General features: G+C 60.9%; 10 protein-coding genes. 8 read left to right on the top strand and 2 right to left on the bottom strand.

The genetic code is table 11. The features are described from left to right. Positions 1 to 83 precede the first annotated feature (83 nt). From ABH945_RS16775 to ABH945_RS16765, 3 genes are all read left to right on the top strand, one after another. Positions 84 to 881, top strand: coding sequence for an AraC family transcriptional regulator (locus ABH945_RS16775; protein ID WP_429251237.1), 798 nt, complete (start codon positions 84 to 86; stop codon positions 879 to 881). 216 nt (positions 882 to 1,097) lie between these two features. Beyond that, positions 1,098 to 2,261 (top strand): GAF domain-containing protein, encoded by a 1,164-nt coding sequence (locus ABH945_RS16770; RefSeq protein WP_429251236.1) that lies wholly within the window; start codon positions 1,098 to 1,100, stop codon positions 2,259 to 2,261. 83 nt (positions 2,262 to 2,344) lie between these two features. Next, positions 2,345 to 4,150: an NAD(P)/FAD-dependent oxidoreductase gene (locus ABH945_RS16765; protein ID WP_429251235.1), complete on the top strand. Its 1,806-nt coding sequence runs from the start codon at positions 2,345 to 2,347 to the stop codon at positions 4,148 to 4,150. A 74-nt stretch (positions 4,151 to 4,224) separates the two neighbouring features. On the opposite strand, the gene ABH945_RS16760 is transcribed toward ABH945_RS16765, so the two are convergent. Beyond that, positions 4,225 to 4,539: a helicase gene (locus tag ABH945_RS16760; protein WP_074769494.1), complete on the bottom strand. Its 315-nt coding sequence runs from the start codon at positions 4,537 to 4,539 to the stop codon at positions 4,225 to 4,227. A 233-nt stretch (positions 4,540 to 4,772) separates the two neighbouring features. Between ABH945_RS16760 and ABH945_RS16755 the strand changes: the two genes are divergently transcribed. Beyond that, positions 4,773 to 6,071: a TAXI family TRAP transporter solute-binding subunit gene (locus tag ABH945_RS16755; RefSeq protein ID WP_429251234.1), complete on the top strand. Its 1,299-nt coding sequence runs from the start codon at positions 4,773 to 4,775 to the stop codon at positions 6,069 to 6,071. A gap of 36 nt (positions 6,072 to 6,107) precedes the next feature. On the opposite strand, the gene ABH945_RS16750 is transcribed toward ABH945_RS16755, so the two are convergent. Then, positions 6,108 to 6,683 (bottom strand): GNAT family N-acetyltransferase, encoded by a 576-nt coding sequence (locus tag ABH945_RS16750; protein WP_429251233.1) that lies wholly within the window; start codon positions 6,681 to 6,683, stop codon positions 6,108 to 6,110. Positions 6,684 to 7,247: 564 nt separating this feature from the next. On the opposite strand from ABH945_RS16750, the gene ABH945_RS16745 reads away from it, so the two are divergent. The 4 genes from ABH945_RS16745 to ABH945_RS16730 all read left to right on the top strand — a co-directional run bounded on the left by ABH945_RS16745 (position 7,248) and on the right by ABH945_RS16730 (position 14,201). Further along, positions 7,248 to 9,461, top strand: a complete 2,214-nt coding sequence (locus ABH945_RS16745; protein ID WP_429251232.1) for a beta-glucosidase — start codon at positions 7,248 to 7,250, stop codon at positions 9,459 to 9,461. A 175-nt stretch (positions 9,462 to 9,636) separates the two neighbouring features. Beyond that, positions 9,637 to 10,539 (top strand): LysR family transcriptional regulator, encoded by a 903-nt coding sequence (locus tag ABH945_RS16740; protein WP_429251231.1) that lies wholly within the window; start codon positions 9,637 to 9,639, stop codon positions 10,537 to 10,539. A 127-nt stretch (positions 10,540 to 10,666) separates the two neighbouring features. After that, positions 10,667 to 12,607: an aconitase family protein gene (locus tag ABH945_RS16735; protein WP_429251230.1), complete on the top strand. Its 1,941-nt coding sequence runs from the start codon at positions 10,667 to 10,669 to the stop codon at positions 12,605 to 12,607. 124 nt (positions 12,608 to 12,731) lie between these two features. Continuing rightward, the gene (locus ABH945_RS16730; protein WP_429251229.1) at positions 12,732 to 14,201 is read left to right on the top strand and encodes an MFS transporter; all 1,470 of its coding nucleotides are present in this window, start codon (positions 12,732 to 12,734) and stop codon (positions 14,199 to 14,201) included. Positions 14,202 to 14,271: the final 70 nt, after the last annotated feature.

The raw sequence follows: 14,271 nt of genomic DNA, 5'->3' as shown, positions 1-14,271 counted from the left end.
TCGCTTGAGGGATGCAGTCAAGTGTAGACGTGCAGGCGCGGCCAGACTCCGGTATAAATGCCATTCAATACTGTTTTCCGGCCATGGCAGACCATCTTATTCGCCCCGACCTCGTGACCTCTTCGGAAGGTCCCTTTCTCGCTGCGGCTGAACTGACGCAGAGCGAGGCCCGCGCGACGTTGTCGCATAGCCATCCGCGCGGCCAGTTGATGGGCGCGTTGAGCGGCCTCGTATCGGTCGGACTCGACAGGCAGCACTGGGTTGTCCCCGCCATCCACGCGATCTGGATTCCGCCGCATTTCGTCCATTCGGTGCGCTCCTACGGGCCTTTTTCGGGGTGGAGCGTGTTCATCGCCGAGCATCGGTGCGAGCAGTTGCCGCGAGAGCCTCGCGCGATCAGAACGACGCCGCTGCTGCGCGAAGCGGTCCGGCGCGTCGCGACATGGCCGGGCATCGAACTCGATTCATCGCAGACACGTATCGCCGAAGTCATCGTCGATGAACTCGCGGCGTCGCGCGCTGAATCGTTGGACCTGCCGAGTCCTGAAGATCCGCGGCTGGTCCGTATTACCGACGCACTTGCCAGCAATCTCTCCGATAACCGCCGGCTCGAAGAATGGGCCGCGTGGGCGGGACTCGCACCGCGTACGCTGAGCCGCCGCTTTGTCGCGGAGACTGGCTTGAGCTTTGCGCAATGGCGGCAGCAGGCGCGACTGCTTCGCGCTTTGGAAAGAGTGGCGGATGGCATACCGGTCACGACCATTGCGCTGGAACTGGGGTATGACAACGTCAGCGCGTTTATCGACATGTTTCGCCGCGCGATGGGTACGACGCCAGGCCGCTATCTGGCGCAGGAATCGCAAGCTGAAGAGCGCGGCTGAGCCGCGCAGCAACGGCGCGTGAACGTGTCGCGTCACGTCACGCAGCGTTGAGAAAAAATTCTCACACGCCATCATGGTGCACTGCAGTGTGATCTCGCAGAACCATCATGCTAAAAACGCACTGTGGGTTCTGGCTCTGAAGACATGACGCGCCGCAAGTGGCGCACAATGCGTCCAGCACCTGACCAGCGCGCTGAATTCGCCCGGAGACTCGTGATGCCGTATGTTCCGTCCACCCGACATATCGACCGCGTATGCAACGTCATCGAAGGGCGGACGGTGCGTCCCGGTGCGGACGGCAAACGGCTGGCGTCGTCGTACCGGCGCTCGCTCGAGCAATACCACCTCGACCCTGGCGCGACCATTGGTCCACGCATTCTCACCGTCCCTGAATTGCGCGATGTGCAGCATCGCGAAGAAACGTTTTTGCGCGCGTCCGGGCAGTGTCTGTCGCGCTTGCATGAAATGGTGCGCGAAGCCGATTACTGCGTGATGCTGACCGACGCGCAAGGCGTGACCATCGACTACCGCGTCGACCGCGACCGTCGCCAGGAATTCAAGCGCGCGGGTCTTTATCTCGGGTCGTGCTGGTCGGAAAGTGAAGAGGGCACCTGCGGCGTTGCAACGGTGCTGCTCGACGCCGAACCGATCACTGTTCACCGGACCGATCACTTTCGCGCGGCATTCACTACGCTCACTTGCAGCGCGTCGCCGATCCTGGGCTTGCATGGCGAACTGCTCGGCGTACTGGATGCGTCTGCGGTGCGCTCGCCCGACGAGCGCGAGAGCCAGCGGCTCGTCAACCATATCGTGCGGCAAAGCGCATTGCTGATCGAGGACGCTTTCTTTCTGAGTGCCGCAACCGATTGCTGGGTACTACTCGCGCATCGCAACCGGCACTATGTCGAGGCTCAGCCAGAAATTCTCATTGCCGTCGATGCCTGCGGCAACGTAGTGGCGGCGAACCGTCGCGCGCGTGAATGCGTGCCGGCACTGAACCAGTTGCCCTGTCCGGTGGCGGCGCTTTTCGATGTTCCGTCGGAGCGTTTATTCGACACAAGGGCAAGCCGTGGAATTGTTTCGCTCAGGCTGAACGACACGGGGTCGCCTCTCTATGCACGCATACGTCCGCCGGTTGCGCGCATGCAGGTTCGTACCACAACCGCACAAACGCCGCGCGAAAACGCTGCGACAACGCAGGCGACATCCGCCAGGTCGGCGCTGTCGGACAGCGATGTACTCGAACGCAATCGCATCGTAGCCGCGTTGGGCGAAGCGAAATGGCGCACGGACCAGGCTGCAACGGCACTCGGCATTTCGCGTGCGACGTTGTACCGGCGTATTGCCAGATTGGGCATTGTGCCGCCGCATAAGTGTTAGACGCGTTTCATCGATTTCTCTAGCGGGCATAGAACCCGCGTTTCCTGGCGATTCATTTATCCGTTCTGTATGGAGGAGCAACCATGCCTGATAACAACGTCAACCGATCAATCTCCAGTGTTCTGGAATCACTTGAAGGCGCTTTGCGACGGGGCGATACCGCCGCCGCTATCGAGTTATTCCAGCCCGAATGCTATTGGCGCGATCTGGTCGCATTCACCTGGAACATCAAGACCATGGAAGGCCGCGAACAGATTGCCGCGATGCTGGATGCGCAGCTCGGCGCGATCAAACCGTCGAAGCTGAAACTCGCGGAAGAGAGCGAGCCGCAAGCCGATGCGAATGGCGTGACGCAAGGCTGGATCACTTTCGAAACCGAAGCCGCACGCGGTAGCGGATTCATTCGACTGAAGGACGGCCTGATCTGGACGCTGCTCACGACCATGGCCGAACTCAAGGGTCACGAGGAGCCGAAAGGCCCGAAGCGGCCGATGGGGGCCGAGCACGGCGCCCGTCCCGATCGCACGAGTTGGAAAGAGAATCGCGAAGCCGAACTCGAAGCTCTCGGGAGTTCGACGCAACCGTATTGCCTGATCGTCGGCGGCGGGCAGGGCGGTATCGGGCTAGGTGCGCGGCTTCGGCAGCTTGGCGTGCCGACGGTGATCATCGATAAGAACGAACGGCCCGGCGACGCGTGGCGCAAGCGCTACAAGACGCTGTGTCTGCATGATCCGGTCTGGTACGACCATATGCCTTATCTGCCGTTTCCGGACAACTGGCCGGTGTTCACGCCGAAGGACAAGATCGGCGACTGGCTGGAGATGTACACGAAAGTGATGGAGTTGAACTACTGGGGCGCGACGACCTGCAAGTCCGCGCGCTATGACGAAGCAAAGGGCGAATGGGAAGTACAGGTCGAGCGCGAAGGGCGCGACATTACGTTGCGGCCCAAACAGCTGGTGCTTGCCACCGGCATGTCGGGCAAACCGAATGTGCCCAGCTTCAAGGGCATGGATGTGTTCAAGGGCGAGCAGCATCACTCGTCGAAGCATCCCGGGCCGGACTCGTATCGCGGCAAGAAAGTCGTCGTGATCGGCGCGAACAATTCGTCGCATGACATTTGTGCCGCGCTGTGGGAAGCCGGTGTCGACGTGACGATGGTGCAACGCTCGTCCACCCATATCGTCAAGTCGGATTCGCTGATGGAACTCGCGTTAGGCGATCTCTATTCCGAGCGCGCAGTGGCGTCCGGGATGACGACGTCGAAAGCCGATCTGACTTTCGCATCGATTCCGTACGCGATACTTCATCAGTTCCAGATTCCGGTTTTCAACGCGATCAGGGAACGTGACGCCGATTTCTACGACCGGCTCGAAAAGAGCGGCTTCATGCTCGATTTCGGCGATGACGATTCCGGTCTCTTCATGAAGTATCTGCGGCGCGGTTCGGGCTATTACATCGATGTGGGTGCATCCGAACTGGTCGCGAGCGGCAAGATCAAGCTGAAAAGCGGTGTGGATGTCGTGGAATTGAAAGAGCACTCGGTGTTGCTGAGCGACGGCACCGAACTCGACGCGGACGTGGTCGTCTATGCCACGGGATATGGCTCGATGAACGGCTGGGCCGCCGATCTCATCTCACGCGAGGTCGCCGACAAGGTGGGCAAGGTTTGGGGGCTCGGGTCGAATACGACGAAAGACCCGGGGCCATGGGAAGGCGAGCAACGCAATATGTGGAAGCCAACGCAGCAGACGGCGCTCTGGTTTCACGGCGGCAATCTGCATCAGTCGCGACACTATTCGCAGTACCTGTCGTTGCAGTTGAAGGCGCGGATGGAAGGAATTGCAACCCCTGTGTTCGGCTTGCAGGAGGTCCATCACGTGTCATAGCAGTGGGAAGCGATGCCGTCGAGCAGGAACGCCGGGTTACTGGCGGCGTTCCTGCGATGGTGACGCTGTCTGTCTTACGCGTCTTTCAACCAGGGCATTTCAACCGGCGACACCACCAGCTGCCGCAGTTCCCGCTTCAACTCGAAGATGAATCCGACGAGGATCATCGAGTCGGCGTAAGGGATCGGGAACACATGCGGATTATCCGCGGAACGCAACGGGCGTGCGGGGGTTTCCGCCGTCTTGGCGGCGTTTTCGCGGACGCTTTCCAGCTCGTCTGCCATAGCCTGCCCACTAACCTTCAGGACGCGGCTACGCAGGTCGCTAAACGGTTCGATGCGCGCCCCGTCTTCGTTGTATTCGGGCACTTCATAAATGAACCAGGACATGTGCGTCTCCTGAGAAAAGGGCCGCTATTCTAGCAGTGGGTGCCGGAGATTATCGCCCGATGCGAAGCATTGCCCGACGACTTTTGCAAAAAAGATAATCTGGTATCGTAAAGCCGAAGCAGCGAGAACTGACCGGTGATCCGCCCATGCCACTCCGCTCAGGGGCGGCCTGACAGAGACGGCTAACGATGCCCAGACAAAATCCAGCGCTCCATCGTAGTCAGAAACCCCCGATGACACGAGGGCGCCGGCGGCTTCTGATCATCGGTTCAATCGTGCTGCTGGTGCTGTTGGGGTGGACGCTCGTGGTCGTCCTCAAGCCCGCGTTTCAGCGCAAGATCGTCATTACGACTGGCGCGGACAACGGCATTTATCGCGGCTTTGCGGATCGCTACGCGCCCATTCTGAAGCGCGACGGCATCACGCTCGATATCCGCAGTTCTTCCGGTTCGGTCGAGAATTATCAACGGCTGACAAACCCGGATAGCGAATACGAAGTCGGCTTCATTCAGTCGGGCACCATCAGCCCGAAAGACACCGACAATCTGCAAACTATCGCCGCGGTCTCTTATGAGCCGATCTGGGTGTTCTACCGGGGCGACACGATCGTCAACCAGCTGGCGCAACTGCGCGGCAAGCGGATTGCGGTCGGCGTTCCGGGCAGCGGTCTGCTCAATGTCTCGATGGTGTTGCTCGGCTATAGCGGTATCACCGGCCACAACACCACGCTGTTGCAGATGGACGCACCCAATGCGTACCAGGCGCTCGAAAACGGTCAGCTGGACGCGGCTTTCTTTATCGGCAGACCCGACGCACCGATTCAGAAAGCGTTGTTGACCAGTAACCTCAAATTGATGAGTTTCGCGCAGGCTGAAGCACTGATTCAAAAGTTTCCGTCGCTCTCAAAGATCGTTTTCCCGCGCGCGTCGACCAGTATCGTCGATGATCTTCCGCGCGCCGACGTCACTTTGCTGGCGGCTACGGCGCTGCTCGTGTCGAAGGACACGTTGCATCCCGCACTGGCGTATCTGCTGCTGGATGCCGCCAAAACCGTGCATGGCGGCGAAGATTACTTTACGCCGCTGGGTACGTTTCCGAATCTGAACAGCGGCGAATTTCCGATCTCCGACGAGAGCACGCGTTACTTCAAATCGGGCCGCCCGTTCCTGCAGCGCTACCTGCCGTTCTGGCTGGCGAGTCTGATCGAGAGACGGTTCCTGATCCTGCTGCCTTTCATGGCGCTGTTGATCGGCTTACTGCAGGCGTTGCCGCGTCTGATCGAGGCGCGCATCAAAAGGCGGCTGGTGGTCTGGTATCGGGAGATCAAGGCGCTGGAAGACGAGATATGGCGCAATGAGAAACCCACGGCAGCGCAGATTGCGAAGTGGCGTGACGAGATCGAGGATATCGATGCCAACGCCAGTCAGATACGGATTCCCCATCGCTACTTTCAGGATGTTTATGCTTTGAAGCAGGCAATCGGTATTGTGCGCGACCGGATTGCCCATGTGGCTGAAAAGGCGAAGGGGTGAGGAGGGGGAAGGAGGGGTGAGGGCGACCCACACGGTTCAATTGAAATCGGCTGGATTGATTTTCGACGTCAGCACGTGATCTGCCCACGCACCGTCGATCTGCAGGTACGAGCGAGCCAGCCCTTCCTTCTCGAAGCCGAGTTGCACGAGCAGGCGTTCGCTGCGAATATTTTCAGGCCGATAGTTCGCCATGATGCGATGCAGTCTCAACGTCGTGAACGTATGGTCGATTGCTGCCGCGAGACCTTCACGCATGAGTCCTCGTCCTTCGAACTCGCTCGCGATAGAGAAGCCGAGATGACACGCCTGAAAGGGACCCCGGACGATATTCGTGAAGTTGCACTCGCCGATCAACCGGTTGCCTTCGTGTTCGAACATCAGCAGATGAAGCGCATGGCCGGTTGACGTTTGACGGGCCATGACACGCAGCCGCTCAGAGATCGCGTCGAGTTCGAAAAAGCTCTCTGGCCGCGAAGGTTCCCACAGTTGAAGATGTTGCCGGTTGCCCTTGTAGTACTTCAGCAACTCAGTTGCATGATCTTCGTGAGCGGCACGCAAAATGGTGCGTTCGGTCGCAACGCCTTCGGCAGGATAATTTGTTGCGGGCATCATGGTTCTGTTTTTTTTAAATGCGGATCGAATTGAATTAGATCAGATAAAAAATCGGTGTTCAATGTTGCTGAATTGATTTTGTTGGGATGGATTTCCATGTGATAAATAATCGGAATATTTTTGAAAAAATGTAGCCATCTTTCGGCTAAATTTTTGGAAGTGCTCCAAAAAAATCACTCAATACGCCTGCGAGGTGGCCAGTTAATCCAAAAAATGGATTCCTGGATCGGAAAGCCTTTTGAATCAAATTCAATCATAAAAATGCAAATAGCATTCAATACCCATCGAGCAAATCTGCTTAATTACTGTTAGCCTTCAATTGCCCTGCCATTCCGCATAAAGTCAAAGGGAATTAGTAAAAATACCGATGCTGTAGTCAGACTACATTCTTACATTGTCTTCCACGGAGAATCATTACAGCTAATCCGGCTGATCCGATTGCTCCCTGGAAAGCAAACGTTTGCGCAGACACCCTGCATTGCCTCCATTCGCGTCCGCATCAAACCCAATCGACGCGCGCCAGCTTCGCATTCCCCTAAAAAGCACAATCTCGGAGAGACACTGATGCAGAAGAAACTATGGCCAGCGCTCGCATTCGCAGCGTTTGCATGTGCTGCCGCGCATGCGGACATCACTAATTTCCTTCCGGATTTCGCACCGACCTCGGCGGTCATGAATGCCTTCGACTCGGCAGTCGCGCACCGGCGCGCCGACTCGCTGGTCGCCAAAATGACGATCGACGAAAAGCTGCAGTTCATCCACTCGCAATATGCGATGGCCAATGTGCCGGGCGGCGGCGGAGGCTACATTCAGGGGGTGCCGCGCCTGGGCATTCCCGATCTGAACATGGTCGACTCGTCGACCGGTTCCGGCAGCACCTCGCAACCAAGCACGACATTCCCGGCGACGATCGGCGTCGCGGCAAGCTGGGACCGCACGCTGTCGTCCAACTACGGCAAGCAGGTCGCGATCGAACTGCGCGCGCAGGGCTTCGGCATGGGACTCGGCGGCGGCGTCAATCTCGCGCGCGAACCGCGCGGCGGCCGGCTATTCGAGTTTCTCGGCGAAGATCCGCTGCTGGCCGGCGAAATGCTCGCCGAGCGAACCGACGGTACGCAGAGTCAGAAAGTCATCGCGACGATCAAGCACTACGTGGGCAACGAACAGGAACATGGCCGCAGCGGCGGCAATAGCCAGATCGACGAACGCACGCTGCGCGAAATCTATCTGTTGCCGTTTGAAATCGCCGCAAAACGCGCGCAACCGGGCAGCGTGATGTGTAGCTACAACCGGGTCAACAGCGTTTACGCGTGCGAAGACTCGCATATCCTGAACGACGTGCTGAAGAACGACTGGCATTTCGAAGGACAGGTCCAGTCCGACTGGGGCGCTACGCACAGCACGGCCGCCGCGATCAACGCGGGTCTCGACGAAGAAGAAGACGTCGGTTCGACGGTCTATCTGACGCCCGATCTGGTCAAGCAGGCGATTGCGAACGGTTCGGTATCCACAGCACGTCTGGACGATATGGTGCGCCGCAAGCTGTACGTGATGATCCGCACCGGCGTGATGGACGACCCCGCGAAGCCAGGTGGGACGATCAATTTCGCGGCGGCCAATCAGTTCGCGCAGTCGGTGGCGGAGCAGTCGATGGTGCTGCTGAAGAACGACAACAACCAGTTGCCGCTGTCGGCAGGCTCGCTGTCGCACATTGCCGTGATCGGCGGACACGCGGATGCAGCCGTGCTGACAGGCGGCGGTTCGGGCAACACGCGCGACCCGGTCACGGGAAATTTCGCGGGTTGCGGCGGATTGACGTTCGGTACGTCGTCGGGATGCAGCTGGTGGACCAACCCGTGGATGAAGCTGGCCACGCCGATCGTTTCAGCCATCCACGCACTCGCGCCGTCGGCCCAGGTGAGCTTTGCGGGCAATAGCGATCAGCAGTCGCCGTTCGCCGCGTACACGCAGGCGCAGATCGACCAGGCGGTGGCGCTCGCGCGTCAATCGGACGTGGCGATCGTCGTCGTCGCGCAACCGGCGGGTGAGGATTTCGGCGATCTGCAAAGCCTGAGCCTCGCGAATCCGTCGAACCAGGACGCGCTCGTCGAAGCGGTGGCGGCGGTCAATCCGCGCACGATCGTCGTCGTGGAAAGCGGCAACCCGGTGCTGATGCCGTGGAAGGACAACGTCTCGGCCATCGTCGAAGCCTGGTATCCGGGCGAGGGCGGCGGCAAGGCGATTGCGAACCTGCTGTTCGGCAAGGTCAATCCTTCGGGCAAGCTGCCGGTCACGTTCCCGGTACGCGATCAGGACACGCCGACGTGGGGGCAGAACGGCACCTACGAGAACGACCCGGTCTACGCGGAAAAGCTCGACATGGGGTATCGCTGGTATGACGCGAACAACATCACGCCGATGTTCGAATTCGGATATGGCCTGTCGTACACGCATTTCTCGTACTCGGGTCTTTCGGTGGCGCATCTTCCTGGCGGTTTTCTCGATGTGTCGTTCAACGTGCGCAACGATGGCCGCGTGGCGGGCGCGGAAGTGCCGCAGGTGTATCTCGGCGTGCCGTACAGCGGCGAGCCGCCGCGGCGTCTGGTCGGCTGGGACAAGGTCGGCATGAACCCGGGCGAATCGCGTCGCGTGCACATTGCGGTCACGCCGCGTATGCAAAGCGTGTGGGACACGTCGCGCAACAACTGGCGCTATGTGTCGGGCAGCGCGGTGTATGTGGGTGCTTCGTCGCGTGATATCCGGTTGCAGGCGCATTAGGCGTTGAGGTTTGTGTGACCGCATCCGGGGCGCGCGATGTTGCGTGTCCCGGATGCGGGCTGAATCCCGGTACTGGCAGCGCTGGTTTTAGCCCCGTATGTCCCCATCGTTTTGGCGAATGACGCAATCCGCGTCACAATCCTTCTTCCCCGAAGATCGAGCGCCTGACGACATCATGGAAAACCTCCTCAAGAAACTCGACCTGACTTCGCTGCGTCTGTTCGTCGCCGTCTGCCAGGAGCAGAACATCGCGCGCGCGGCCGAGCGCGAGTTCATCGCATCGTCCGCGGTGAGCCGGCGTATCGCGGAGATCGAGGCCGTGATCGGCTTGCCGGTGATCCAGCGGCAGTCGCGCGGCATTACCGTGACGCCGGTCGGCGAGACCGTGTTGCGCTACGCGTTGGCGATCATCGGCAATATCGAACAGATGAGCGCGGAGTTGTCGCGCTTTTCGTCGGGCGCGAAAGGGCGCGTGCGGGTGGTCGCGAATCTGTCGTCGATCGTGCAGTTTTTACCCGAGGATGTCGCCGCGTTCGGGCGCGCGTTTCCGGAGGTATCGATCGAACTGGAAGAGGAGAATAGTGCCGACGTAGTGCGTATTGTCGACGAACACGGCGCGGACTTCGGCATCTGCAATCCGGTCGCCGGCAGCGAAGCGTTCGAGCAGGTGCCGTACCGGCAGGACCGTCTCGCGGTACTGGTGCCGGGCGGTCATCGGCTTGCGGCTGCGCAGCGCGTGGCGTTCGACGATCTGCTGGACGACAGCTTTGTCGGTCTGCGCAGCGAGAGCGCGCTCACGCGTCTGCTGACGCAACAGGCGGCTGTCGCCGGCCGTCAACTCGACGTGAAGATTCGCGTCAGCAGCCTCGACGCGTTGTGCCGGATGGTGCATGCGGGGCTCGGCATCGCCGTGGTGCCGGAGCAGGTCGGGCTGCTTTACGTCAATGCGCTCGACGTGCGCGTGCTGTCGTTGAGCGACGCCTGGGCCGTGCGCCGCCTGGTGATGATTTTCAAGGCGCGCGATCAGTTGAGCGCAAGCGCAGCGGCGCTGGTCGGGTTTCTCGGCACGGGCAAATAGCGCGGTTGCGTGGACCGCATGCGTCGTCGGGTATGGATGCATCTCCAGACGAGAAGTCTGCGTTGCCGCACCAGCACTTCGGCGATGCAACATCGCGCCGTATAGTGTTTGCAAGGAGAACCTTGCCATGACCGATACGATTCGACTGGACGGCCGCGTGCTGTACCTGTCCCAGGACCCCGCTGTGATCGACGCGCAACTCGCGGGCGAAAACTTCACGCGTGAGACAGCAGGTGCGCTGCGCGATAACGTGTCCACCGACGAAATCACGCCCGTCACCGTGATGCTCACGTACGACGAACGCCTCGGCCAGTTTCCGTATGTCGGCTTCAAGGCCGGGGAGCGCATGCCGATTGGCCGCAACGCGATTCGCGACGGCGGCTTCCAGGTGACCGTGGCAGGCAAACGCTATGGCAAAGGATCGTCGCGCGAATCGAGTCCGCTGGCGGAGTTGTCGGCGGGCATCAGGCTGATCGTGGCGGAAAGTTTCGAGCGGATCTATCAGCAGAATTGCGACAACATCGGCATTCTGACCACCACCGATTTCACCGTGCTCGACCGTCTGATCGCGGGCGAAGCGATCTCCATCGAAGAGTTTCTCAAAGGCCGCGACGCGCTCACGCAGCAGATCGTGCGCAGCGGTGGCCTGCTCGCGTATAGCCGTTTCGCGGACTGGCCCGCGCCGCGCGTGAGAGACAACGCAACGAGCGCCACCCCAAAGACGCTGGTCGAAAAGATCATCGACCGTCATCTGCACCCGGGTATCGCCGGCGCGCAGCGTGGCGACGGCGTGTTCATCGCCGCCGACTGGCGCTTCAGCCACGACTATTTCACGGGCATGTGCGCGCATCTGATGCACCGCGCGTTCGGCAAACCCGCGCCGCTGCATGCGCCGGATCACATCATCGCGTTTCAGGATCATCTGGTGCTGGCGCCGCAGAGCATTCCGCATGTGCGCGACGGACTGTTGCCCGGCGTTGCGAATCTGATGGAAGGCCACACGTCGTTTTCGCGCGACTATCCGGTGCGCTCGCACGGCGCGCTCGATAACTTACCCGGCTCCGAAGGCATCTGCCATGCGTTGATGGCCGAGCAATACGCGTTGCCGGGACAGGTGGCGTGCGGCACCGATTCGCATACGCCGCACTCGGGCGCGCTCGGCTGCCTCGCGTTCGGCGCGGGCGCCACGGAAATCGCCAATAGCTGGGTGACCGGCTACGTGCGCTGCAAGGTGCCGGAGACGTTGCGGATCGAGATCGACGGCGCATTGCGTGACGGCGTGACCGCGAAGGACCTAGTGCTGCATCTGCTGCGGATGGACGCGATCCGCTCGGGCAGCGCGATCGGCCTCGTGTTCGAATACGGCGGCGCGGCGGTGCGCGCGATGTCGATCGACGAGCGCGCAACGTTGACGAACATGGTCGCGGAATTGGGCGGGTTCACCGGCATCGTCGAGCCTGACGAGCGCACGGTGGCGTTTCTGAAGGAGCGGCGCGGTGTCGATTTCACCGTCGAAACGTGGATGAAAAGCGACGCGGGCGCGACGTATCGCGACACGATTCATATCGACGCAAACGCGATCGAACCGATGCTCGCGCGACCCGGCGACCCCGGCAACGGCGTGCCCGCACCGCAACTCGAACAGGACGTCGCGGTCGATATCGCATACGGCGGCTCCTGCACCGCCGGCAAGCGCGAGGACTTCGACTTCTATCACGAGGTGCTGCGCTGGGGTGTCGAGCGGGGTATTCGCGTGCCCGACGGTACGCGCCTGTACCTGCAATTCGGCACCATGGCGGTGCGCGCGTATTGCGAGGAACAGGGCTATCTGCCGGTTTTCGAGCGCGCGGGCGTGACGCTCGTGATGCCCGGCTGCGGATCGTGCGCGAATTGCGGCCCCGGTCAGTCGGCCGCCGCGAACGAGGTCACGATCAGCGCGATCAACCGTAATTTTCCGGGCCGTTCGGGGCCGGGCGACGTCTGGCTGGCCAGCCCGTACACGGTGGCAGCCAGCGCCCTGGCCGGAAAAATCACCACCTTCGAACAATTGAAGCGCGCACGCGGCTAGAATGCTCGCCGGACCCAGGGTCCGGCAGCGTGGTGCGTGCAAGGCGCAAAAGGTCGACAGGCCGGCACCAGACCGGCCCCGGCGAGCCTCATATTTTCGCCTGCATCACCAGGAGACAAACAACATGGCATCACCCGATCACACCGGGGCCGTCACCCGCAACGGCGCTCATGCGGCGGCATCGGCCGGCGCTCTGGAAGGGGACGCGACCAGTGCGGCGTCGCTCGACGCAGGCAGCATTTCGGCACGCCTCGACCGGCTGCCCGCTACCCGTTCCATCTGGAAACTGGTGGTGCTGCTGAGCCTCGGCTTCTTCTTCGAACTCTACGATCTGCTGTATTCCGGCTATATCGCGCCGGGCCTCGTCAAGAGCGGGCTGCTGACGGCGACCACTCACGGGCTGTTCGGCACGACCGGCGTCGCGAGTTTCATTGCCGCGCTATTCAGCGGGCTGTTTATCGGCACGATTGCATGCGGTTTTCTCGCCGATCGCTTCGGACGCCGCGCCGTCTTCACGTATTCGCTGCTGTGGTACACGGCTGCGAACGTGATCATGGCTTTTCAGGAAACGGCCACGGGGCTGAACTCCTGGCGCTTTGTCGCGGGCATCGGCATCGGCGTCGAACTGGTGACGATCGGCACTTACATCTCCGAACTGGTGCCCAAACAGATTCGCGGCCGTGCATTCGCGTGTGAGCAGGCGGTGGGTTTTACCGCTGTCCCTGTCGTGGCGTTTCTGTCTTTTCTGCTGGTGCCGCGCACGCTGTCCGGTCTCGACGGCTGGCGTTGGGTCGTGCTGATCGGCGCGCACGGCGCGCTGTTTGTCTGGTGGATCCGCCGGGCGCTGCCGGAAAGCCCGCGCTGGCTCGCGCAGCAAGGCCGCGTTGCCGAAGCCGACCGCGTGATGACCGAACTCGAAGCGAAGGTGCGCCGCGAATACGGCCGCGAGTTGCCGCCGCCTGCTCCGCCGGTGCCGGTCGCGCCGCGCGGGAGTTTCCGCGATATGTGGGTGCCCCCATACCGCAGCCGCACGCTGATGATGACGATCTTCAACATCTTCCAGACGGTGGGTTTTTACGGCTTCGCGAACTGGGTGCCGACGTTGCTGATCAAGCAGGGCATCACGATTACCACGAGTCTGATGTATTCGAGCGTGATCGCGCTGGCCGCGCCGCTGGGTCCGGTGATCGGGCTTTTTATCGGCGACCGCTTCGAGCGCAAGACGGTGATCGTGGTGATGGCGGGCGTGAATATCGTCTGCGGACTGTGGTTCAGCCAGGCGTCGGGTGCGGTGTTGCTGGTGAGCCTGGGCGTGTGTCTGACGCTCGCGGGCAATATCATTTCCTACAGCTTTCACGCGTATCAGTCGGAGCTTTTTCCGACCAGCATCCGCGCGCGTGCAGTGGGCTTCGTGTATTCGTGGAGCCGGTTTTCTGCGATCTTCACGGCTTTTCTGATTGCCGAGGTGTTGAAGCAGTTCGGCACGGCGGGCGTGTTCGTGTTTATCGCGGGTGCGATGCTGATTGTGATGCTGGCGATTGGGTTGATGGGGCCGCGTACCAAAGGGCTTGAACTGGAGAAGATTTCCCGGTAGTTCGCCTGAAGCGGTTTGCGGAAGGTTGGGCTACAGCGGTGAAACCGTTCGCCGCTGTAGCAACAACGTT

Origin of the sequence: Paraburkholderia sp. GAS333 (assembly GCF_050435665.1) — a bacterium.
In the GTDB taxonomy this organism is placed as follows: domain Bacteria; phylum Pseudomonadota; class Gammaproteobacteria; order Burkholderiales; family Burkholderiaceae; genus Paraburkholderia; species Paraburkholderia fungorum_A.
This window is presented reverse-complemented; position numbering and strand designations above follow the sequence as displayed.

Excerpts from the sequence above, each read along its gene's own strand:
- ABH945_RS16745 (WP_429251232.1), top strand. The coding sequence starts at position 7,248 with ATGCAGAAGAAACTATGGCCAGCGCTCGCATTCGCAGCGTTTGCATGT.
- ABH945_RS16730 (WP_429251229.1), top strand. The coding sequence starts at position 12,732 with ATGGCATCACCCGATCACACCGGGGCCGTCACCCGCAACGGCGCTCAT.
- ABH945_RS16740 (WP_429251231.1), top strand. The coding sequence starts at position 9,637 with ATGGAAAACCTCCTCAAGAAACTCGACCTGACTTCGCTGCGTCTGTTC.
- ABH945_RS16755 (WP_429251234.1), top strand. The coding sequence starts at position 4,773 with ATGACACGAGGGCGCCGGCGGCTTCTGATCATCGGTTCAATCGTGCTG.
- ABH945_RS16750 (WP_429251233.1), bottom strand. The coding sequence starts at position 6,683 with ATGATGCCCGCAACAAATTATCCTGCCGAAGGCGTTGCGACCGAACGC.
- ABH945_RS16775 (WP_429251237.1), top strand. The coding sequence starts at position 84 with ATGGCAGACCATCTTATTCGCCCCGACCTCGTGACCTCTTCGGAAGGT.
- ABH945_RS16765 (WP_429251235.1), top strand. The coding sequence starts at position 2,345 with ATGCCTGATAACAACGTCAACCGATCAATCTCCAGTGTTCTGGAATCA.
- ABH945_RS16735 (WP_429251230.1), top strand. The coding sequence starts at position 10,667 with ATGACCGATACGATTCGACTGGACGGCCGCGTGCTGTACCTGTCCCAG.
- ABH945_RS16760 (WP_074769494.1), bottom strand. The coding sequence starts at position 4,539 with ATGTCCTGGTTCATTTATGAAGTGCCCGAATACAACGAAGACGGGGCG.
- ABH945_RS16770 (WP_429251236.1), top strand. The coding sequence starts at position 1,098 with ATGCCGTATGTTCCGTCCACCCGACATATCGACCGCGTATGCAACGTC.